This is a genomic window from Collinsella sp. TF11-5AC, assembly GCF_003436775.1.
Lineage (GTDB): Bacteria > Actinomycetota > Coriobacteriia > Coriobacteriales > Coriobacteriaceae > Collinsella.
Genome location: NZ_QSQO01000017.1, coordinates 15,549 through 36,926 on the forward strand (window position 1 = coordinate 15,549; position 21,378 = coordinate 36,926).

Below are 21,378 nucleotides of genomic sequence, written 5' to 3' on the forward strand. Positions count from 1 at the left end.
GCGGCTATTTTGACAACTTTTCGAGCAGGCGATCCTCTCGATGATTTTTTAATCCCCGTCCCAGAAAAATCATCGACGGACGCACTACTTTGCGCTAGTAAGAACACCGGTGGTATCGAACGCCGGGGTAAAGCTCTCGTCTACCGCGCCGCCTTCTTGCCAAAACATCGTCGTAAAGCCCAGGTCGTCGGCATGGTCGAGCACCTGCTCATACTCCTCGCGCGTCACGGCGCGCGCCAGGTCGCCGCCTTGTTCGCGCATGAGTGCATTGGGCGTGTACTGGTTCATGACCGAGATCGGCACGTCGCCCACCGTCTGCCACACCAGGTCCAACACACGGCACGAATCGTCCGCATGCCCCGGCAGCACCAGATGACGCACGATTATGCCGCGCCTCATGAGCCCGTCCCCGTCTACCAGCTCTCCCCCGCGGCGCTCAATCTCGCGCGCCATCTGGGCCAGACCCGACACAGCCACGCGCGGGTAGTCCTTAATATGAGAAAGCGACTGCGCAAGCCCCGCGTCGGCATACTTAAAGTCGGTAAGCCACACGTCGACCAGATCGCCGAGCGCTGCCACGGCACTCGCCCGCTCATAGCCGCTCGTGTTGTAGACGATCGGGATGTCCAGCCCGCGCTCCCGAGCTGCGGCAATCGCGGCAGGCAACAGGTGCGCATAGTGCGTCGCCGTCACCAGGTTGATGTTATTGGCGCCCTGGTCCTGCAGCTCCAGCATAATCTCGACCAAACGCTCGGGCGAAATCTCAAGCCCAAAATTGCCCGTCGAGATCTCGTGGTTCTGGCAATAGATACATTTGAGCGAGCAGCCGCTAAAGAAGATCGTGCCCGAACCGGCCTCGCCCGAGATAGGCGGCTCCTCCCACATATGAAGCGCCGCGCGGGCCACCTTGAGCGTGTCATCGGCACCGCATACGCCGTGCGCACCCTCGTCGCGCACCGCACCGCAACGGCGCGGACACAAATGGCAGGCGGGCGAAAAAAGTTCGGTCAACGACGTCGGCATAAAAACATGCTCCAAAACAATGATTCAGCAGCTCAAACGTAAAGGGACCAACCGCACAGACGGCTCGAGCCCAAGGCGCCGTAATCGTCCGACACGATTTTTATAATGTCAAGACTGGAATCGACAAAGTGCCGCTTTATGATGTAGGTATTCCGCCCCCCGCGGAGCAACTGGGTGAACCGTCGCGTTTATTTAGGGAGCCCACACAGTCGTACCTAGTACAGGTATCCTTCGTTGTTAAGGACGCTGGAACAGTCGATGAGGGCACCCACCTGTTTTAGGTGGGTTCATTTTCGTAACGTGGGGGGTGGTTTTCATTTGCCGAAAACCACCATTACAGCCCATATGGATCCCCGCCGGTATCCCGACAAGCCATCGACAACATCCCAATATCTGGTAAGCGCGTGATTATCGCTGCATGCAATTCCATGCACCCCCCGTGGTCGAGTATCATGGTTCGGCTATGCCCTTTGCGCATGGCGTTCTTCTGACCTTTTCCTTCGACGCTTGGCGGTTTTTAGATTCATGGCTTCATCCCCGAGCTACATACCGTATCTATGCGTGGCAGCGGCGGCCTTTATCACGACCTTCCTCACGGTGCCCCTGGTCAAGCGCTTGGCAATTAAGCTCGACGCCGTCGACTATCCTTCCAAGCGCCGCATCAACACCAAGCCCATCCCGCGTTTGGGCGGAACGGCGGTGTTTTTGGGCCTGGTCGTTGCCTGCATTGTGCAAATCCTAGGCACCTGGCACCTAGGCTGGCCGCCCGTCCTGGTGCCGCACCCGCGCCTTCACATTAGCTATCCCATGCTGGCGCTCTCCTTTACCGTCATCTTTGCGACCGGCGCTATCGACGACGTCATCCAGCTCAAGCCCAAGCAAAAGCTGGCCGGACAGGTCCTCGCCGCGCTCATCGCCTGTATCGGCGGCCTGCGCATCGGCGTCATCGTCAACCCGTTTGCCCCCGGCGAAATCATGCTCGGATGGCTCACCTACCCCATCACCGTGATCTATCTGGTGGCATTCACCAACATCATTAACCTCATCGACGGCCTCGACGGCTTGGCCACGGGCATCTGCGGCATCGCGTCGTTCACCATGTTTTCGATGGCCGTTCTCTCAGGCCGCATCGACGCCGCCGCGCTCTCCATTGCGCTCTTTGGCGCCTGCCTGGCCTTTTTGCGATACAACTTCAACCCCGCAAGCATCTTCTTGGGCGACTCGGGGTCGCTGCTTCTGGGCTTTGCGCTGGGCTCCATCTCGCTACTCAACGTGAGCCGCACCGCCGCGCTCACCTCGCTTATCATCCCGCTCATCGTTGCCGGCGTGCCCATCATCGACACGTTTAGCGCCATCGTGCGCCGCAAGCGCGCCCACATTAGCATCGGACAGGCCGACAAGGGCCACATCCACCACCGCCTGATCCAAGAGGGCTACAACCAAAAGCAGGCAGTGCTCCTCATCTACGCCTGGTGCATCATGCTTTCGGCCGGCGCCGCCGCGATTAACCAGGTCGAGGTGCCCATGCGCGTGCTCATCTTTACCGTACTCGCCATTGGCTCGGCGGCCTTTGCCAAGCACCTGCACCTGTTTGAGCCCGTGCTGCGCCATCATTACAACAAGCGCACGCACGAGGACGAGCTCGTCACCCCCGACGATCCCGCCTTTAAGCAGGAGGAGCAGGCGGCAGAAGAACGCAAGGAGGAGCGCCACCACAGGCGCTAGGGTAAGCTGCCGAGGATGCGTCCAGACGCCGCCGGCCAAACGCGCAGCCACGCCGCGCCCATCGCACATGCCGCCGCTCTCCCGCCCCTCGCCTACTTACGCCCCGCCCCTCCAATAAACGCGTTATCATCTTGACCCATGAACATACGTTAGGAGCAATCATGCCAAACGAGAACAGCTACGAAGTCGCGCTGCAAAAGAGCAACGCCATTCGCGAGGGCCTGGCCAAGACGCCCGAGAAGTTCACCATGCTTACCGGCGACCGCCCCACCGGCCGCCTGCACCTGGGTCACTACTTCGGCACCCTCAAGGGCCGCGTGGAGCTGCAGAACATGGGTGCCAAGACCAACGTACTCATCGCCGACTACCAGGTCATCACCGACCGCGACACGACCGAGCACATCCAGGACAACGTGTACAACATGGTCATGGACTACCTTGCCTGCGGCATCGACCCCGACAAGACCATGATCTACGCGCACTCCGCCGTGCCCGCCGCCAACCAGCTCATGCTGCCGTTCCTGTCGCTGGTCTCCGAGGCCGAGCTGGCGCGCAACCCCACGGTCAAGGCCGAGATGGAGGCCTCGGGCCACGAGCTCACCGGCCTTCTGCTCACCTACCCGGTGCACCAGGCCTGCGACATCCTGTTCTGCAAGGGCAATGTGGTGCCCGTCGGTCGCGACCAGCTGCCGCACATCGAGCTCACCCGCACCATCGCCCGCCGCTTTAACAACCGCTACGGCAAGGTGTTCCCCGAGGTCGACGCACTGCTGTCCGAGACCCCGCTGCTGCCGGGCCTGGACGGTCGCAAGATGAGCAAGAGCTACGGTAACGCCATCAACATCTCGATGACCGCCGAGGAGACGGCCAAGCGCATCAAGAAGAGCCAGACCGACTCCGAGCGCATGATCACGTTCGATCCCGAGAACCGCCCCGGCGTGTCCGGTCTGCTTTCGACGGCCGCCATCTGCACCGGCCGTTCCGAAGTCGAGATTGCCGAGGAGATTGGCATGGGCGGCTCCGGCCAGCTCAAGAAGTACGTGACCGAGGCCGTCAACGAGTACTTCGCGCCGATCCGCGAGCGTCGCCAGCGCTACGAAAACGACCTGGATTACGTGAAGGACGTGCTGCACGAGGGCAACCGTCGCGCCAATGAGATCGCCGAGCAGACCCTTGCCGAGGTTCAGGACGCCATGGGCATGGTGTACTAGGCAAAGCGCCTTCGCACAACATAGACGGTGAGGCTGAATCCTCACCGAAACAGGAACAGGCCCGCTGGCAGATAGTTGCCAGCGGGCCTGTTCCCGAAGTACACCGTTGAATCGCACAGAGGGGAGGAATGCGAATCAAACTCAACAGGGCAGGCTTTTTCATCGCCTATTGCCTGCTCCGTTGCTGAAAACAATATAGTTCACCGTGGTTTACTTTGCTGCGACAAACCGCGCCGCCATACCTTCTCCATAAGTTAACCTCGGTAAACCTGCCAAAACCACCACAAAGGGGATAGGCACCTTTATGGTGGTTTAAGCCACGGCAGAGCCGCTAGAGCCCTGCAGGCCAGCGACAGGCGGCCAAGTCGACGTGCATGTCGTCCTTAAACGCCACACCCTCCCCTAGCAAAAGCTCACGTTGAGCATCGGGACCGCCAAAAGCAAAACCATCGCATATGCGGCCATCGGCAAACACCACGCGGTGACAGGGAATCTCGCCGGGGCGTGGATTACCATGCAGGGCATACCCCACATACCGCGCACTTCGTGGACGTCCAGCAAGCAGCGCCACCTGACCATACGTGGCGACCATCCCCTCGGGAATCTGCTCGACCACCTCGTACACCCGCTCAAAAAAGCCCTCAGACGCCATTGCTCGCTCCCTTCCACCCGGAATAGCATAAACCACCACAAAGGTGCCTGTCCCCTTTGTGGTGGTTTTGGCAGGCGGACTAGTTAACGGGCTGGAAGAAGGCTACGGCTACGGCGCCGGGGCCTACATGGGTGCCGATGGTGGCGCCGATGGTGTGAACGGGCAGTTCGCCCTCGGTGTGGCCAGCCCACAGTGCCGCGCTGTCCTCGATATACTTCTTGAGCACCGCATCCGAAAGGCCCGTATAGCCGAGCGCCAGCGGCATGGAAAAGTCGATGCCGCCCGCCTTTTCGACCTTCTGGTTGAGCAGGTTACGTCCGTTCTTGGAACCGCGCGCCTTGCCCAGCTGCACGATCAGACCGTCCTCGGCAGCCACCACGGGCTTTACGTTGAGCAGCGTACCCACGGCACCGGCCGCAGCAGACAGGCGACCGCCGCGCACCAGGTACTCCAACGTCTCGAGCAGGCCGATGACGACCACGCGGTCGCGCACGGCCTCGACAGCCGCCGCAACCTGAGCCGCGCCCTGGCCCTCGTCCACCAGGCGCAGCGCATACTCGACCAGCACGCGCTCGCCCAAGGTCACGTTATTGCTGTCCACGACGAACATGTCGCCGCCCGGCGCCTCGGCAAGTGCCGTACGAGCACTCTGGTTGGTGCCCGAGAGCTTGGCACCCACGGTAATAATCACGGCCTCATCGCCGGCCTCACGCGCTTCGGCAATCGCCTGCGAAAAGGCGTACGGGTTGACCTGACCGGTCTTGGGCAGCTCATCGCGCTCCACAAGCATCTCGTAAAAGCGCTGGTGATCGATGTCGACGCCATCCATATACACATCGGTGCCAAAGGTGACGGACAGCGGCAGAACACGCAGAGCGGGGTGCTCCGCCGGCGACATATCGCTTGCGGAATCGGTAATAATGCGGACGGACATAACGAATCCTTTCTTGCGCAGGTCCCGCGCGGGGAATTTTGACAGCAATGCCCCGGCACGGCATACGCGCTCAAACGGGACGATGCAGTTCTTGGCTGAAAGCTAGCGCCAGCGCGGCTCTAGATCTCGCGCAGGGTGTTGAGGATCGTGCGCAGCGATGCATACATCTGCTCGCGCTGCTCCACGCCCATGGCCTTGCCGGTGGTATCGAGCACCTCGCGAATGATGCGGTCCGCCTCGCTCATGCTCTCGCCGCCCAGAGCGGTCAGGCGCACCGGGGCACGATACTTAACGGCCGCATCACCCGAGTCGTCGACCTCGACGTAGCCGCCCTCCTCCAGATGCGCGAGCGTGCGCGAGACGGCGGCACGGGTCACGCCTGCCATGCGAGCCAGGTCAGCGCCAGTCAGGCCGTCCTTGCTGCGCTCAAGATAGTACAGGCACATAACGTCGGAGCCCTTGAGGCCCAGCCTTGCGCCCTCGGATGTCTTAATGCGCTGGATCTCCTTGTAGAGCCCGCTGATCAGTCCGACAAAGTCCTCGAAACGTGTCTCGTCGTTCTGCTGCATGGGAGACGACCGCCTTTCGCTTACATGATGCTAACGGGTAAACATCTTAGCCGCACAAGGCAACACCCATACCCAAATATCCCATTTGTTAACCCATCAACATAAAAACCACCACAAAGAGGACAGGCACCTTTGTGGTGGTTTGGGGCATCGAGTTTGATCCGCAGACTTCGCTACAGCCCCACGCAGGGATTGTCGCGGGTCACAAGCGTCTTAACGACAACCGTCGCTCCCAGATAGCGCTCGAGCAACTCGGCGAGACGATCAACGGCAGCCTGGCAATCCCCCATCCGCTCGGGCTCCACGCACTCAATCGCCAGGAATGCATCGGCCGAATCGTCGGACAGCGCCGTGCGAACGCCATCGCGCCAGTTCCAGCAGCGGCATACGGCGCCCGCATCATCGATGTAGGCGAGCTCGCCGGGCAGCGTCGGGTCATCCGTTTCCTCGCCAAGTGGCAGGAACGCATCGCCGCCGTCAGTCACCTTCAAGCAAAGATCCCCCTCAATCGCATGCAGGTCCTCGCCGCCAACGGGCAGCGCGTAGGTCAGCGACACCGTGTTGTAGATGTCCACCGCGGGCGTAATGTGGCCCACCGGTTTGCCCTTGAGCACGCGCTTGAGCAGGTTCTCAATTGAGCAACGCGCGCCCTTTTTGGTCTTGAACAGCCGATAAGCCTCGCGCCATGCCTTGACCGGTACGTTCTCGCTGATAGTATCGCTGGTCAGATGACGCTCCGCGTCGATATTGGCGCGGTCGAGCAACGCCGCAATCGCGTCCACGTCCTCTTGAGGAATCTGAGCCGCGGGCTTCATGCCCTTTACGACCACAACACCGACAGCCGCCTGCGGAAATAGCTCCCAAAACGAATCCTCGGCAATAAAGCTCTTCATGCGCTCTCCCTTCATCGTGCGCGCCCGAGCGAGGGCGCCTAAACAAAAAGCGCCCTTACGACGGCCACCTTCAAAGTCCTACGGTGCCGCCACAAGAGCGCTTACGCTGCCCCCATCCGGAGAAGGGGGCAATATGTCAGGCGTATTGTAACCCGAGTCATCCGCGCGAGTAAAACCACCACAAAGGTGCCTGTCCCCTTTATGGTGGTTTTTGGGTCTGAAGCAACGCTAGCGTCGGAGTCCCAGCAGGCCGCGGCCGCGATGACGGGCGTCGGCGTGCACCTGAGCGTGCGGACCGGCGGCCTTCACGGACTCGGGCAGGTGCGAGTACTTCTTCTCGAAGTTCTCCTCGAACATCACGGCCAAGTTGTGCGCCGCCTCGTCGTAGCGCGCGGTGCTCTGCCAGTACTGGCGCGGCACCAGGATGCCGTCGGGCACGCCGTGGCACGTGGTGGGAATGTCAACGTTAAAGATATCGTCATGCACGAATTCGCTGTCCTCGATGGTACCGTCGAGGGCGCGGGCCACCAGGGCGCGCGTGTAGGCAAGCTCGATGCGATGGCCCACGCCGTAGCCGCCGCCAATCCAGCCGGTGTTGACCAGGTACACACGCGTGCGGCCGTCGGCGATGCGCTCACCGAGCATCTTGGCATAGACCATGGGGTCGAGCGGCATAAACGGCTCGCCAAACAGCGAAGAGAACGTGGGCGTGGGCTCGGTGACGCCGACCTCGGTGCCGGGGATCTTGGCCGTAAAGCCCGTCACAAAGTGATACATGGCGGCATCGGCCGTCAGGCGTGAGATGGGCGGCAACACGCCAAAGGCGTCGCAGGTCAGGAACAGTACGACGCTTGGAGTGGTGCCCATGCCCTTGGTCCACGCGTTGGGAATGTGCTCCACAGGGTATGCCACGCGCGTGTTGTGCGTGATCGAGATGTCGTCGTAGTTGGGCTTGCGGTTCTCGTCGAGCACCACGTTTTCGCAGATCGCGCCAAAGCGGACAGCGTTGAAGATCTCGGGCTCGTGGAACGCGTCCAGGCCCTCGCATTTGGCGTAGCAGCCACCTTCGATGTTGAAGATGCCCATGTCGGACCAACCGTGCTCGTCGTCGCCGATCAGTAGGCGCGTGGGGTTGGCCGAAAGCGTGGTCTTGCCCGTGCCCGAAAGGCCAAAGAACACGGCGGTCTCGTGCGTGACGGGATCCATGCTGGCCGAGCAGTGCATGGGCAGCACGTCGTCCTCGACGGGCAGCAGGTAATTCATGACGCTGAAGATGGACTTTTTGATTTCGCCGGAGTAGCCGGTGCCGGCGACCAGAATCACGCGTTCCTGGAAGTTGATGACCACGGCAGCGCTGGAGTTGAGGCCCTTGATGGCAGGGTCGCACTGGTAACCGGGCGTTGCGAGTACGCAGAAGTCGGGCTCGCCGGTGCGCGCGATTTCGCGGGCGAGCGGACGGGCGAGCATCTGCTTAATAAAGAGTGCCTGGCTGGCACGCTCGCAGGCAACGAGCAGTCGACGCGTGTGGTTGCGGTCGGCGCCTGCCATGCCACGGGTGACGAACACGTCGCGCTCGTTGAGATAGTCGACGATGCCGGCCTTGATGGCCTCATAGCTCTCGACGGACAGCGGGCGGTTGACGGCGCCCCAGGCAATCTTGTCGTGGACATCGGGGGTGTCGACGATAAAGCGGTCATTGGGGGAACGGCCGGTACGCTCCCCCGTCTCGATCACCAGCGCGCCGTTGGATGCCATGCGGCCTTCTTCGCGGCGGATAGCGTGCTCGACGAGCTCCGCGGCGGGTAGATCGACCAGCAGACGGGGCTGATTCTCGGCGGGATCTTCGACCAGCGTAATACCAAAGTTGGACAAAACATCTGCAGGGGTAACACCAGGCATGGGGCCTCCTTTAAAAACGCGACACGTGGACGCGGCGCGCACTTTACTCACGTAAAGCCCGTTGTACCCGATATGCAAAAACGTTTTTGCGGCAAGGGCGGCAAGCCCGCCCAACGGTCAAAAATCGCACGCAAGCGGCCTAGTCGTTAGGGACACTCTTGAACAGGCAACAACCAAGGAGCGACCCCGGATGCCGGCACTTAGGGACGTTCCCAAAGTGCCGGCACATAAGGAACGTCCCCAAATGCCGTCTACTGAATGGCGCCACCGAAATTATCGAACAACCTGTTCAAAAACACGAACGAACACCGTCGCGTCTATACTAGAGCGCAGCAATAGAAAGGACTCCGCTTTGAGCATCACGCCCATCGATAGCATTCGCCGCGCCATCGCCCGCCGCAACGGCGTCGCCGACCCCACCGTATCGGACGGGGCGCACGGGCAGGGCGGACGCATCGAGAACGGCCTGTTCCCCGCATCGCACACCGCCGAGGAGCTCGCACGAATCCAAGAGCTAAGCCAGCGTAACGCCGGCGGTCCCGACAGCAGCCAGGCCACACGCCGTCGCCGCGAGCGCGATCGCGAGCCCGGCCCCATCCACCGCAGGGTCAATGCCTGGTGGAACCGCCTGCTCGGAGCCGTCTACGGCGGCGGCTTCTCCACGCAAGAAGCCGAGTACGAAGATCACGCCACCCGTCGCGACTACCTTTGGAATACCCTGGGCACCGCCGTGTGGGGCATGGTGTTTCCGTTGCTCACCATCGTGTCCACACAGCTCGTGGGCGCCGAGGAGGCTGGCAAATTCTCCATCGCCTTTGTCACCGGCACGCTCATCATGATCGCGTGCAACTACGGCGTGCGCAATTTCCAGGTCTCGGACATCGACGAAAAGACGTCCTTTGCCTCTTACCAGCTCAACCGCTGGATCTGCGGAGCGCTCGCGCTGGCATGCGGCCTGGTATACAGCAGCGCCCGCGGCTACGATGCGCAGATGGCCACAATCGGCCTGGGCGTCTACCTGTATAAGGTGATCGACGGCATTGCCGACGTGTACGAGGGCCGCCTGCAGCAGGCCGACAAACTCTACCTGGCCGGCATGAGCCAAACGCTACGATCCGTCGGCGTCATCGCGGTCTTTAGCGTGGCACTGTTCCTCACGCGCAGCATGCCCATCGCCGCCATGGCCATGGGTGTTACCGCGATTGCCTCGCTCGTGCTGGTCACCGCCCCGCTCGCCCTGCTCGAAACCGAAAAATCACGCCGTATGAGTCTGCGCGAGGCTGGTCACCTGTTTATCCAGTGCGCCCCGCTCTTTGGTGCGCTGTTCCTGTTCAACCTCATCGAGAGCATGCCCAAGTTCGTGATGGAAGGCACACTGGCCTACAAATACCAGCTGTACTTTAATGCACTGTTCTTTCCAGCGCAGGCTATTTTGTTGAGCATTGGATTTATCTATAAACCGCAGCTCCTACGTCTGTCGAGCATTTGGGCGAATCCGCGCAAGCGTCGCCGCTTTGACTTGATTATTGTTGCCGTTATGGCACTGATCGTGGTCATTACCGGAGCGTGCGCCGCATTTATGGCAGGCCCCGGCATCCCCATCATGAGCTTTATGTACGGCCTCAACTTTGAGCGCTACCGCACGCTGGCACTGCTAATGGTTGTCGCCGGCGGCGTCACCGCGGCAATCGACTTTATCTACGCCATCATCACGGTGTTGCGCCACGCCGGCGATGTCACCAAGATCTACCTGATCTGCTTCGCCGTAAGCGTGGTGCTGCCGGTGATCCTGATTAAGCTGCTGGGTCTGATGGGCGCCGTGGTGAGCTACCTAGCCATCATGGCCCTACTCCTGGTGCTGCTGATTATCGAATACGCCCACATCCGCCAACGCATCGAACGCGACCGCAACCCGTACGGCGCCTAATTGGCGCAATGGGGGGTCTCGTTGCGGACGATTTGCGACACGCAAAACTAAGTGAGTAGACTTTTGCCGAATCCCTGACCACACCGGCAAAACACAAGTCAGTGACCTGCGGTTTTGTTGAGGCAAATTTGCCGGCTGCTCGGCATTTCCAAAAAAGTCTACTCACTTAGCCAGCGGGCAGCCAAAAAAGAACCGTCGCAACGTCGTTTGACTCCGTTGCGACGGTTTTTTGAGCATTTTCGCACTGCCGAGGACGCAGACGCTCCTCATTTCTCGCGCTTACCGAGCAAAAAGGCGCTATTCTCCGAAAGTAGTCAAAAAAGCTCCGTCCCAAATTAGCTACCCTTTGCACCGATTATTCGCCTGGGTTGATGTTCGCATAGAACTCGGCGCCGTCATCAAGGCGCAGGATGCCCACGCGACCGAACTCGGAGCCGGTGGCGGCGGCGCAGTCGATATCGATGCGATCGGGCACGCCGGCGGTATCCTCGCCACCCAGACGCACAATCTGCCCGCGGCCCGACTCCTCATCGAGTCCCGCAAGGCCACCTACCTCGCAATAACGCCCGAGCGACACCGTTGGCGTGTGGCCGCTCACCACGACCGGCCCCTCGCCCTCGGCAGAAAGCAGTCCCGTCGGCGCATCCCAATAGCCGTGACGAATCCACAGCAGGTCATCGAACGACTGCACGGCGAGCATTTGCCGCAGCAGCTCGCTATCGGCATCGACCGCTCCCCTGCCGTCACCGCAATCGACACCATGCTCAAGCAAAAACGCGCGCGCCGCCTCGGTCTGGATGCCGGCATGCACCAGCAGGTACGGGCGCTCCTCGGTCTCGGCCACCGCGTAGAGCGGCAGCGCGGCCATCCATCGCACGAGCTCCTCGTATGCCTCAAATTCCATGTCGTTGAGCTGCTCGCGCGTCGTCCAGCCACCGTTGATATCCCAGGTCTCGGCATCGAGCGGATCCTGGCCAATGATGGCATCGAGCATGATCTGCTCGTGATTGCCCTTGAGCACGTGGGCGTTGGGCAGCGAGCGCACGAGCTTAATAACGCCGACCGGATCGGGCCCGCGATCGATCATGTCGCCCAGCACGTACAGCGTGTCGTCGGACGTCAGCGAGATCTTAGACAGGGCCTCGTCAAGCGCACGCACGTGCCCGTGAGCATCAGATGTCACATAGATTGCCATGGTACGCCTCTCCTTGCATTGCGGCCGAAGCCCGGTGCCGCAACTAAAACTTCAAGTTGAACTTAAACGTTACCCATTGTACTCCGTTGCAATAAAGCTGGAAAGGGTTTCCGAGCAGAGGCAAAGACGGCAGCCGTCTATGACGATATCGCGCACGCCCGCAATCCAACCCCATAAACCCACCATCTTTGGGTACAAACAACCGCAGACAACTGACCGTGCCACGCCAACCACCCAGGAGCGGACACCATCCATGAACCAGATCCTTCTCTTTATCGGCCTCGTTATTATTCTGTGCCTGACCATCAAGCCCGTCGGCAAAAAACTCCCCTTCCCCACCCTGCTCATCTTTATCGCGCTCGGCATGCTGTTGGGCGTCAACGGGCCGGCGCACATCGAATTTAGCGACTACGCGCTCACCGAAACCGTCTGCAGCACGGCGCTGCTGTTCATCATGTTCTACGGCGGCTTTAACACCAATATCGACCGTGCCAAACCCGTTGCCGTGCCCGCGGTATTGCTGAGCACGCTCGGCGTCGTCATCACTGCTGGCATCACCGGCGTGTTCGCCCACTTTGTGCTGGGCTTCGACTGGATCGGCGGCCTGCTGTTGGGATCGGTCGTGGCATCCACCGACGCGGCCAGCGTCTTTAGCGTGCTGCGCGAGCACAGTCTGTCGCTGAGGGGCGGGACCGACTCGCTGCTCGAGGTCGAATCGGGCTCCAACGACCCCGTCGCCTACATGCTCACCGCCGTGCTCGCCACACTCGCGGCCGGCGGCGACATTAACATCCCCGTGCTGCTGGCCAAGCAGATCATCCTAGGCGTGGGGCTGGGCCTTGCCATCGGTTGGGCATCGGGCCGCCTGATTGAGCGCGCACATGCAACAGCCGAGGGTGCGCAGACCATCTTTTTATTCGCCGTGGCGATCGTGGCCTACGCGCTGCCGAGCTATCTGGGCGGCAACGGCTTTTTGGCCGTGTACCTGGCCGGCATTGTGCTGGGCGCGAGCGACATCACCGGCAAGGTCGAGCTGGCGCACTTCTTTGACACCCTTACCGAGATGGCCGAGATGACGATCTTCTTCTTGCTCGGCCTGCTCGTGACGCCCGCCTGCCTGCCGCAAATGCTGCTACCGGGCCTGGCGCTCATGGCGTTTATGCTCTTCGTGAGCCGTCCCATCGCCGTCGGCCTGCTGCTGGCGCCCTTTAAGACGAACCCTCGCCAGGTGGCGCTCGTAAGCTGGGCGGGTCTGCGCGGCGCGGCTTCGGTCGTATTTAGTCTCTTTGCTGTGGTGGCCGGCGTTCCCGGCGGACACGACCTATTTGACCTGGTGTTTGTGATTGCCGTATCGAGCATTGTGGTGCAGGGTTCGCTACTGCCGGCGGTGGCGAAGAAACTCGATATGATCGATGCGGCCGGCGACGTGCGCCGCACCTTTAACGACTACCGCGACGAGGACGGCATGTCGTTTGTAAAGCTCAAGGTGGGCGCTGGCCATCCGTTTGCCGGGCGCTCGCTCGCCGATATCGGCAGCGCCACGGACATGCTCGTGGTCCTGGTGCTGCGCGACGGGGCGCATCCGGTACTGCCCAATGGCGACACCGTGATCCAGGAAGGCGATCTGCTGGTGATGGCAGCCCCAACGTTCGAAGAGCGTGCCGAGGTTACGCTGCGCGAGGTCACCGTGACGCCCCACGGTCGCCTGGCCGGTCAGCGCCTGCGCGACGTGCCGCAGGGCAAGCACCCGTTTATCGTGGTGATGCTCAAGCGCGAAGGCCAAACGATCATCCCCGACGGCGACACCCTAATATACGCCGGCGACGAAGCCGTCATCGCCACACTGGCGTCGTAGCGGCCAGGGGTAGCTAATTTGCGACGAAGAGATCAAGCGCCTGGAAAGCCTGATGCGGTCGCTCGCAGACCTAGACCTGCCGGAGGAGTAAGGCCCCTCCCCCATGTAACCATCCTGTAAATCATAGCGGCGCACTCGAGTTTTACCGTGATGCGGTCGCACCTGGCGCTGCACTGTGCTAAAGTATCCCGAACGTTCAAACGACTACGAGGGGGACCTAGAAGATGGCACGTGTGCACAACTTCTCAGCTGGCCCGGCCGCGCTGCCCACCAGCGTGCTCGCCGAGATCGCCGACGAGATGATGGACTACCGCGGTTGCGGCATGTCCGTGCTCGAGATGAGCCATCGATCTAGTATGTACCAGCAGATCATCGACGACGCCGAGGCAACCCTGCGCCGCCTGCTGAGCATCCCTGACAACTACCGTGTCCTGTTTTTGCAGGGCGGCGCCACGCTGCAGTTTGCGGGCATCCCCATGAACCTCATGCGCCGCGGCCGCGCCGGCTACGTCGTGACCGGCAACTTTGCCAACAAGGCGTACAAGGAGGCCGCCAAGTACGGCGAGGCCGTGCTGCTCGCGAGCTCCGAGGACACCAATTTCGACCGCATACCCACCATAGTCGACATCAACGCGCGCATTGCCGCCGAGGCCGCGGGCGGCGGGCTCGACTACGTCTACATCTGCCAGAACAACACCATCTTTGGCACCATGTACCACGAGCTGCCCGCTTGCGACGACGTGCCGCTGGTCGCCGATGTCTCGAGCTGCTTTCTGTCGCAGCCGCTCGACGTTGAGCGCTACGGGCTCATCTACGCCGGTGCGCAGAAAAACGCCGGCGCCGCGGGCGTGACCGTGGTCATCGTGCGCGACGACCTCATCGCAGATGGCCCCGCTTTTGCGCAGACGCCGCAGTACCTGGACCTTAAGACCCAGGCCGCCAAGGGCTCCATGCTCAACACGCCCAACACCTTTGGTATCTACGTGTGCGGCAAGGTATTCCGCTGGGTTGAGCAGACCGGCGGACTTGCCGCCATGGCCGAGCGCAACTGGGCCAAGGCCAACCTGCTCTATAACCTGCTCGAGCACAGCGTGCTGTTCCATGGCACCACACAGGCCGACAGCCGCTCCATCGCCAACGTCACGTTCCGTACCGGCGATGCCGACCTCGACGCCGCCTTTGTCGCAGGCGCGGCCGAGCACCAGATTCAAAACGTCAAGGGTCATCGCCTGGTGGGTGGCATGCGCGCCAGCGTCTACAACGCCGTAACCATGGAAGACGCGCAGGCACTGGCCTCGTACATGAAGGACTTCGAAGCGCAGCATAGTTTGAGTCCGCGATCTAACTAGCCCGCAACGCGCGGGCTGACCAGCCACCTCAGACCACCCTGTTTAGATCAAAACCTGCTAAGGAGTTTTTCCATGCGTAAGATTAAGACCATCGACGACATCACCAAAGACGGCAAAGTCGAGTTTGGCGAGGGCTACGAGTTTGTGGGCACCGCCGAGGAGGCCGACGCCATCCTGATGCGCTCCACCGACCTGCACGGCTACGAGCTGCCCGAGGGCATCCGCGCCATCGCCCGCTGCGGCGCCGGCGTCAACAACATCCCCGTCGAGGAGTACGCCAAGAAGGGCGTCGTCGTCTTTAACTCCCCCGGTGCCAACAGCAACGCCGTCAAGGAGCTCGTCCTGGGCATGCTGGTGCTCTCGAGCCGCGGAGTAGTGCAGTCGATGAACTGGGTGCGCGACAACGCCGACGACCCCGAGATCCAGGTCGATGCCGAAAAAGCCAAGAAGGCCTTTGTGGGCCGCGAGCTCAAGGGCAAGCGCATCGGCGTCATCGGCCTGGGCAACGTAGGCTCCAAGGTCGCCAACGCCTGTGTCGACCTGGGCATGGACGTTTACGGCTACGATCCGTTCATTTCCGTCGAGCACGCGTGGGTGCTGAGCCGCGAGGTGCAGCGCGTGGGCACGCTCGAGGATCTGTGCCGCGGCTGCGACTACCTCACCGTGCACGTGCCCAGCAAGGCAGACACCATCGGCATGATCAGCACCGAGCAGATTAACCTGCTGGCACCCAACGCCGTGCTCATCAACTACGCGCGCGAAACCATCATTGACGAGGACGCCGTCGACGCCGCCCTGCGCGCGGGCAAGCTGAGCTGGTTTAGCTGTGACTTTGCCACGCCCAAGACCGTCAAGATGCCCAACACGTTTATCACCACGCACTCGGGCGCCGGCACCGGCGAGGCCGAGGCCAACTGCGCCGATATGGCCATCAGCGAGCTCAAGGATTACCTGGAGAATGGTAACATCGCGCACAGCGTCAACTACCCCGCCTGCAGCATGGGCAAGGCGCGCGCCGCGAGCCGCATCGCCTGCCTGCACGCCAACGTGCCCAACATGATCGGTCAGATCACGGCAATCCTTGCCAAGGACAACGCCAACGTGCAGCGTATGACCAACGAATCCGCCGGCGAGAACGCCTACACCATGTTCGACACCGATGAGCACCTGGACGGCAGCACCATCGAGGCGCTCAAGCAGATTCCGTCGATGTATCGCGTGCGCGTGATTAAATAGCGCCGGTGCCAAGCCTGCCAGACAGACCACGAAGCCCATTCGCCCCCCGTTTTCACGAAACGGGGGGCGATTTTGTTGCTCCGGACGACTTTAAAATGATACCCAGAACAAGTTTTTTCAGATAATCGATAGTGAGGCTCCAGTCGCTAAGCACACCCGCTTTGATAAACAGCTTTATCAGGGACTTTAGTAGGTAAAAATCGGTCTCTATGTGCCGAATGTAAGTTGACTGTCTATTTTCCGAAACAACTTATTCTAGATAGCATTTTTAGGGTCCCTCCAAGGCAAAATTGAAGCCTTTTTGCGACCAGAACTCTAGCTCGCGCTACCGTTTACCCACCGCGCGACTACATTCCCGCCCAATCGATAAAAATCTCCTCACGAAGCCGCCGTTCGAGCTCCTGCTGTCGCGGCGTCTTGTCTTTCAGCGGCACATCGAGATAGGACATGATGAGCTCCATCACCACGCGGAAGGCATCGAAGTCGGCCAGCTGACCATAGGTCATCAGAACGACGGGATATCCCATGGCTTGCAAGGCCGTCGTTCGATCGGAGTCCGAGATCTTGGATTCAATGGATCCGTGAATGGCTTTACCTTGGCATTCAACAAGACACTCTCGACTGCCGTCCTTATTTGCCAGCAGGATATCGGCATAGCGCCTATCAAGCCCCGAAATCAGGCGGGCGCTGCGCGTCAAGCGAATCTCGACGTTATTGGTAAGGCGCAGCCCTTCGCCGCCGCGCAACCTCGTAAGGCCAAACAGCATCGAAGCCTGGACCTCGAGCGGCGATGCCGCCACCCCCGTAATGCATTTCGCGGCACGCGTGAACGATTTAGCGCCGCGGAGCCCCGGGATCTTATCGACGTACTCGGTAAGTTCAGAGAGCTCAATCAAGGGAGGTCGTTTCCACAAGTCTGTTGGATTCCCCGAGGTATCCTTTACGTTTTCCCAGCCCGACCGTGCGTCACTCCATCGGCTCCCATATGCCTGCTCAAGTGCCGACTTTACCTGAGGCGCAATCTTGCACACGGCAAAGGTGCCGCACATCTCATACATGCACATGATTAGACGCTCGTTTGAGACCGAGGAAGCCAGGGTCAGCAGGGTAAAGAGTGGGGACGCAACATCGAAGCCAAACTCCGTCTGCCGCACGGAATCAAACGGCCTCTCCCCGTTCCAAACATGCCTGACAATGCGATCGCCCTTACGTCCGCAGCTGCCCTGCGCCAACACGTGTAACGGGGTGCCCAGGAAATGCGTGACGAGCGGATGCTCACATAGGTGCTCCCTGCGCGGATCGTCCGCAGAATCGGGCAGGTCCGGCATTATTGCCAAGACCTGTGGGGGTATCCGGTGATACCGAAAGGCAGATATGTCGCACAGCATGTCGTCCATGAAGGGTACGTACCCACCGCGTCGTTTGCAAACCCGCCTGGACGGCAAACGCGCTGGCTCGGCCTGCGAACGGTAAATACCGCTGCGCGCACGCCGCGGATCTCTCAAGAGGCTTACAATCGGTTTGGAAAGCAGACTGATTGTGAGGTTGCATATGGTTGATGAGGACTTTGCCTGGCGGCTTGCGCAGGAGCTCGTGCGGATCGACAGCTCAGACCCGGGCGCGTATGAGGATGAAATTGAGCGCTTCATTAAGAGGCTCATTGAGCAGCAGCTGGCACAACTTGATAGTTCTGCGCTCGATGCCGTGCAGATTGAGGAGCTCGAAGTGCTGCCCGGGCGCCGCAACCTTAAAGTCACCGTGCCGGGCCAAAGCGACGAGCCGCGGCTGGTCTATATCTGCCACATGGATACCGTCACCTTGGGCGATGGCTGGGACGCAGATATCGCACCGCTTGGGGCGGTTGTGCGCGACGATAAACTCTATGGCCGCGGTGCCTGCGATATGAAGGGTGGCCTGGCCTGCGCCATTGCCGCACTGGTCCATACGCTCGAGCGCGTGGCGTCGGATGGCGCGCTGCCACGCCGCGGCTTTTCGCTCATCTGCTCGGTCGACGAGGAAGACTTCATGCGCGGCTCAGAGGCCGCGATCGATGCTGGCTGGGTCGGCTCGCGCGAATGGGTGCTGGACACCGAACCCACCGACGGACAGATCCAGGTGTCGCACAAGGGGCGTACGTGGTTCGAGATCGAGATGGCCGGCGTCACGGCTCATGCAAGCCAGCCTTGGAAGGGCGCCGACGCCGTCGCCGCCATGGCCGAGGTCGTGTGCTCGCTTCGTCGCACGTTTGCGACGCTACCTTTACATGAGGAGCTGGGGCCATCGACCATCACGTTTGGACAGATCGAGGGTGGCTACCATCCCTATGTCGTGCCCGACCACGCTAAGGTCTGGGTCGATATGCGCCTGACCCCGCCGACTGATACGGCCGCCGCGACGCGCATGGTAGAGCAGGCCATTGTCGCTGCCGAAGCCGCGGTCCCCGGCTGCCATGGAAGCTATACCGCGACAGGCGACCGCCCCGCCATCGAGCGCGATCCAGCCTCTCCCCTTCTAGCTGCACTCAAGCGCGCAGCAGACGATGTGACAGGCGCGGACACGACCGTCGGCTTCTTTACCGGCTACACCGATACCGCCGTCATTGCTGGCAAGACGGGCAACCGCAACTGTATGAGCTACGGCCCCGGATCGCTCGCGCTCGCACACAAGCCCAACGAGTATGTGCCCCACGCCGATATCAATCGTTGTCAGCAGGTGCTAATCGCGCTCGCCGATAACGTGCTCTGGGACGCGAACGGCCAAGTTGGGGCATAATAAGCCGCGAACAAACCGACTCGCGCGTTAGGACCGCCCATGAAAGCACTTCCGTTTCCCTGCATCCGCCCGGCTCAGGACCGCGTGCTCGAGGCGTTGCCTGCAATGGGCAGCATCCTGAGCGGCAACGATGCTCTGCGCGGAGCCATTGCCGATGGGCTCATGCTCAAGGACCCGGGTGCGGCGTATTACGTATACGAATGCTCGGGCGAGCCGGGTCGCGTGACAGGTGTCGTGGCGATTTGCCCGGTTAACGTACTGACAGGTAGCGACGAGGCTGCCGCCGAGAGCATCGACGCACTCGCCGCTGCGCGAGCAATCGCCGACCTCAAGGTACAGCCCCGTCCCGTGTCGCTCGCCTACGAGGCCTCTCCCGTCATGAGCATCATCCTGGGCGCCGCCAAAGAGGGCGCCTCGCTCTACGCCGTCACCGACCCCGCCGGCATTTCACATCGCGTGTGGGAGGTCAAGCGCGAGGACGCTGTTGCCGCCATCCGAGCCATGCTCGACCAGGCACCGGAGCCGACGCCGGCAGACGACCCCACCTACGCTGCCGCGCTGGCTGGGGCATCGCAGATTCTGGCCGACGAGGCCCGCACTGCCGGCGCCTACTCTGGCAAAGAGCCGTTCAACTTTGCTGTAGCCGTGCTGTTCCCCACCGCGCAGGTCAGCGGCGGCGCGCCGCAGATTCCGACGGGTCTGCTCACTCACCAGATCTCACGGTTCTAACAGAGCCTAAACGCCCAGCACAAAGACTCGGCAGCTCAACAAAAAAGGGGGCGGAGATGCAACGCCAGCGCATGCATCTCCGCCCCCTTTCGCATCGAGCAAGTAAGTCGGCGACCCGCACCGCCACGCCCAAACTACCCGCGCTGCGGACCCGCGGCAGCCACGAGCGGCTCAAGCCCCAGCTCGCGCGCGTAGTCTTCCTGCGTAAAAATCTCAACCAGTTCAAACGTATCGGTCGTATCGTCAAACACGAAATGTAGCACCGAGCAGTTGCCCGGCACACGATCGCGCTCGTCGGCCGCCGCACCCTTCACGTGGTCCATGAACTCCTTGATGGCCGATCCGTGGCTCACCGCGAGGACGCACTCGTGGTCCGGGCGTCGCATAAGATCGGTCAACGTCGCCACCATGCGCTCGCGCACCTGCATCTGGCCCTCGCCGCCAAATTGACGATAGAAATCGCGCCACGGGCGCTCGGGCATGAGCATCACGCGCTCGGCCTCAAAGTCGCCAAAGAACCACTCACGCAGGCCGTCCAAGCGCTCGTACGCCAAGCCCGGCCACAAGTTGGCGATAGTCTGCTCGGTGCGATGAAGCGTGGAGGTGTAGGCATGATCGGGCTCAATGCCGCGCGCACGTAAAAACATGCCGGCGCGCGCCGCCTGGTCGCAACCCAACTGCGTAAGCGGCGAATCACTCCACCCCTGAATGATACGCTTAAGGTTGAATATCGTCTGTCCATGACGGACCAGATACAGATCTTTATTCATAGGGGTCCTTTCGTTCGTTACCAACCCAAGAGCGAAAACGCCCCGTCGCAACAGCCAAAATGAAGCACGGCACCGTTGTCGGGCAGCTCTCCCCCGCCAGTCACATACTCAAGAAACTCCTGGCAGGCTGAGCCATGGGAAACCGCCAGCACGCAGTCGTGCTGCGGCCTGGCCATGATGCGGGACAGCGCCGCGACCATGCGCGACTGAAGCTGCACTTCCGACTCGCCGCCAAAGGCCACCGGATAATCGCCCCAGGGCTGCGGCGGCATCTCGCGATTTGATGTGCCCTCCAGCGAGCCAAAATGCCACTCACGCAGGTCATCGACCAGCTCAATGGAACGGCCCTCGCCAACGATAAGCTCGGCCGTATGCCGCGCCCGGCCCAACGGCGAGGAATACACATGATCAAAGGCCACGCCACGCGCCGCAAACGCCGTACGCGCCGTCAGCGCCTGCTCGCGCCCGCGCGCCGTAAGCGGCGAATCGTGCCAGCCCTGCAAAATGCTCTGCACATTGAGCTCAGTCTGCCCATGCCGCACCAAATACAGATCTGCCACACACCCTCCCCTCGTACCACCACAAAGGGGACAGGAGCCTTTGTGGTCATTTTGCCGCCGGATTGCACCGCAACGACGC

General features: G+C 61.3%; 18 protein-coding genes. 8 read left to right on the forward strand and 10 right to left on the reverse strand.

What is annotated here, in order from left to right; genetic code table 11:
- Positions 1 to 84: 84 nt before the first annotated feature.
- A complete protein-coding gene (locus DXD16_RS07680) occupies positions 85 to 1,023 on the reverse strand; it encodes a radical SAM protein (RefSeq protein ID WP_117655694.1) in 939 nt (312 codons plus the stop codon).
- Positions 1,024 to 1,548: 525 nt separating this feature from the next.
- Between DXD16_RS07680 and DXD16_RS07685 the strand changes: the two genes are divergently transcribed.
- Complete coding sequence (locus DXD16_RS07685) at positions 1,549 to 2,748, forward strand: MraY family glycosyltransferase (protein ID WP_117655695.1); 1,200 nt, start codon at positions 1,549 to 1,551, stop codon at positions 2,746 to 2,748.
- A 161-nt stretch (positions 2,749 to 2,909) separates the two neighbouring features.
- Entirely contained in the window at positions 2,910 to 3,959 is a 1,050-nt protein-coding gene (gene trpS / locus DXD16_RS07690; protein WP_089572045.1) for a tryptophan--tRNA ligase, read from the forward strand.
- 331 nt (positions 3,960 to 4,290) lie between these two features.
- Here the strand turns inward: trpS and DXD16_RS07695 are convergent, their stop codons facing one another.
- From DXD16_RS07695 to pckA, 5 genes are all read right to left on the reverse strand, one after another.
- The gene (locus tag DXD16_RS07695) at positions 4,291 to 4,611 is read right to left on the reverse strand and encodes an MGMT family protein (RefSeq protein ID WP_089572047.1); all 321 of its coding nucleotides are present in this window, start codon (positions 4,609 to 4,611) and stop codon (positions 4,291 to 4,293) included.
- A 79-nt stretch (positions 4,612 to 4,690) separates the two neighbouring features.
- Positions 4,691 to 5,545, reverse strand: a complete 855-nt coding sequence (locus DXD16_RS07700) for a DegV family protein (protein ID WP_117641033.1) — start codon at positions 5,543 to 5,545, stop codon at positions 4,691 to 4,693.
- A 119-nt stretch (positions 5,546 to 5,664) separates the two neighbouring features.
- Entirely contained in the window at positions 5,665 to 6,114 is a 450-nt protein-coding gene (locus tag DXD16_RS07705; protein WP_022093866.1) for a MarR family winged helix-turn-helix transcriptional regulator, read from the reverse strand.
- A gap of 173 nt (positions 6,115 to 6,287) precedes the next feature.
- Entirely contained in the window at positions 6,288 to 7,007 is a 720-nt protein-coding gene (locus DXD16_RS07710; protein WP_117655696.1) for a B3/4 domain-containing protein, read from the reverse strand.
- Positions 7,008 to 7,235: 228 nt separating this feature from the next.
- Positions 7,236 to 8,906 carry a phosphoenolpyruvate carboxykinase (ATP) gene (gene pckA, locus DXD16_RS07715; protein WP_199408167.1) on the reverse strand — a complete coding sequence of 557 codons (1,671 nt, stop codon included), beginning with the start codon at positions 8,904 to 8,906 and terminating at the stop codon, positions 7,236 to 7,238.
- 352 nt (positions 8,907 to 9,258) lie between these two features.
- On the opposite strand from pckA, the gene DXD16_RS07720 reads away from it, so the two are divergent.
- Positions 9,259 to 10,833: a lipopolysaccharide biosynthesis protein gene (locus DXD16_RS07720; RefSeq protein ID WP_369831469.1), complete on the forward strand. Its 1,575-nt coding sequence runs from the start codon at positions 9,259 to 9,261 to the stop codon at positions 10,831 to 10,833.
- Between the two features lie 355 nt (positions 10,834 to 11,188).
- Here the strand turns inward: DXD16_RS07720 and DXD16_RS07725 are convergent, their stop codons facing one another.
- On the reverse strand, positions 11,189 to 12,028 hold the full coding sequence (locus DXD16_RS07725) for a metallophosphoesterase family protein (protein ID WP_117655697.1): 840 nt from the start codon (positions 12,026 to 12,028) through the stop codon (positions 11,189 to 11,191).
- 253 nt (positions 12,029 to 12,281) lie between these two features.
- Between DXD16_RS07725 and DXD16_RS07730 the strand changes: the two genes are divergently transcribed.
- The 3 genes from DXD16_RS07730 to DXD16_RS07740 all read left to right on the forward strand — a co-directional run bounded on the left by DXD16_RS07730 (position 12,282) and on the right by DXD16_RS07740 (position 16,468).
- Positions 12,282 to 13,883 (forward strand): potassium/proton antiporter, encoded by a 1,602-nt coding sequence (locus DXD16_RS07730; RefSeq protein ID WP_117655698.1) that lies wholly within the window; start codon positions 12,282 to 12,284, stop codon positions 13,881 to 13,883.
- Between the two features lie 224 nt (positions 13,884 to 14,107).
- On the forward strand, positions 14,108 to 15,232 hold the full coding sequence (gene serC, locus DXD16_RS07735; RefSeq protein ID WP_055252042.1) for a 3-phosphoserine/phosphohydroxythreonine transaminase: 1,125 nt from the start codon (positions 14,108 to 14,110) through the stop codon (positions 15,230 to 15,232).
- Positions 15,233 to 15,304: 72 nt separating this feature from the next.
- Positions 15,305 to 16,468: a phosphoglycerate dehydrogenase gene (locus DXD16_RS07740; protein ID WP_117655699.1), complete on the forward strand. Its 1,164-nt coding sequence runs from the start codon at positions 15,305 to 15,307 to the stop codon at positions 16,466 to 16,468.
- A 347-nt stretch (positions 16,469 to 16,815) separates the two neighbouring features.
- On the opposite strand, the gene DXD16_RS07745 is transcribed toward DXD16_RS07740, so the two are convergent.
- On the reverse strand, positions 16,816 to 17,364 hold the full coding sequence (locus tag DXD16_RS07745; RefSeq protein WP_199408169.1) for a hypothetical protein: 549 nt from the start codon (positions 17,362 to 17,364) through the stop codon (positions 16,816 to 16,818).
- Positions 17,365 to 18,007: 643 nt separating this feature from the next.
- Here DXD16_RS07745 and DXD16_RS07750 point away from each other — a divergent pair.
- Complete coding sequence (locus DXD16_RS07750; protein ID WP_233502672.1) at positions 18,008 to 19,240, forward strand: M20 family metallopeptidase; 1,233 nt, start codon at positions 18,008 to 18,010, stop codon at positions 19,238 to 19,240.
- A 39-nt stretch (positions 19,241 to 19,279) separates the two neighbouring features.
- Complete coding sequence (locus DXD16_RS07755) at positions 19,280 to 19,969, forward strand: DUF1015 family protein (protein WP_117655702.1); 690 nt, start codon at positions 19,280 to 19,282, stop codon at positions 19,967 to 19,969.
- A 134-nt stretch (positions 19,970 to 20,103) separates the two neighbouring features.
- On the opposite strand, the gene DXD16_RS07760 is transcribed toward DXD16_RS07755, so the two are convergent.
- Both DXD16_RS07760 and DXD16_RS07765 read right to left on the reverse strand, forming a co-directional pair.
- Positions 20,104 to 20,739 carry a histidine phosphatase family protein gene (locus DXD16_RS07760; protein WP_117655703.1) on the reverse strand — a complete coding sequence of 212 codons (636 nt, stop codon included), beginning with the start codon at positions 20,737 to 20,739 and terminating at the stop codon, positions 20,104 to 20,106.
- Between the two features lie 17 nt (positions 20,740 to 20,756).
- On the reverse strand, positions 20,757 to 21,299 hold the full coding sequence (locus DXD16_RS07765) for a histidine phosphatase family protein (protein ID WP_117655704.1): 543 nt from the start codon (positions 21,297 to 21,299) through the stop codon (positions 20,757 to 20,759).
- Positions 21,300 to 21,378: the final 79 nt, after the last annotated feature.

Excerpts from the sequence above, each read along its gene's own strand:
- DXD16_RS07680 (WP_117655694.1), bottom strand. The coding sequence starts at position 1,023 with ATGCCGACGTCGTTGACCGAACTTTTTTCGCCCGCCTGCCATTTGTGT.
- DXD16_RS07685 (WP_117655695.1), top strand. The coding sequence starts at position 1,549 with ATGGCTTCATCCCCGAGCTACATACCGTATCTATGCGTGGCAGCGGCG.
- trpS (WP_089572045.1), top strand. The coding sequence starts at position 2,910 with ATGCCAAACGAGAACAGCTACGAAGTCGCGCTGCAAAAGAGCAACGCC.
- DXD16_RS07695 (WP_089572047.1), bottom strand. The coding sequence starts at position 4,611 with ATGGCGTCTGAGGGCTTTTTTGAGCGGGTGTACGAGGTGGTCGAGCAG.
- DXD16_RS07700 (WP_117641033.1), bottom strand. The coding sequence starts at position 5,545 with ATGTCCGTCCGCATTATTACCGATTCCGCAAGCGATATGTCGCCGGCG.
- DXD16_RS07705 (WP_022093866.1), bottom strand. The coding sequence starts at position 6,114 with ATGCAGCAGAACGACGAGACACGTTTCGAGGACTTTGTCGGACTGATC.
- DXD16_RS07710 (WP_117655696.1), bottom strand. The coding sequence starts at position 7,007 with ATGAAGAGCTTTATTGCCGAGGATTCGTTTTGGGAGCTATTTCCGCAG.
- pckA (WP_199408167.1), bottom strand. The coding sequence starts at position 8,906 with ATGCCTGGTGTTACCCCTGCAGATGTTTTGTCCAACTTTGGTATTACG.
- DXD16_RS07725 (WP_117655697.1), bottom strand. The coding sequence starts at position 12,028 with ATGGCAATCTATGTGACATCTGATGCTCACGGGCACGTGCGTGCGCTT.
- DXD16_RS07730 (WP_117655698.1), top strand. The coding sequence starts at position 12,282 with ATGAACCAGATCCTTCTCTTTATCGGCCTCGTTATTATTCTGTGCCTG.
- serC (WP_055252042.1), top strand. The coding sequence starts at position 14,108 with ATGGCACGTGTGCACAACTTCTCAGCTGGCCCGGCCGCGCTGCCCACC.
- DXD16_RS07740 (WP_117655699.1), top strand. The coding sequence starts at position 15,305 with ATGCGTAAGATTAAGACCATCGACGACATCACCAAAGACGGCAAAGTC.
- DXD16_RS07755 (WP_117655702.1), top strand. The coding sequence starts at position 19,280 with ATGAAAGCACTTCCGTTTCCCTGCATCCGCCCGGCTCAGGACCGCGTG.
- DXD16_RS07760 (WP_117655703.1), bottom strand. The coding sequence starts at position 20,739 with ATGAATAAAGATCTGTATCTGGTCCGTCATGGACAGACGATATTCAAC.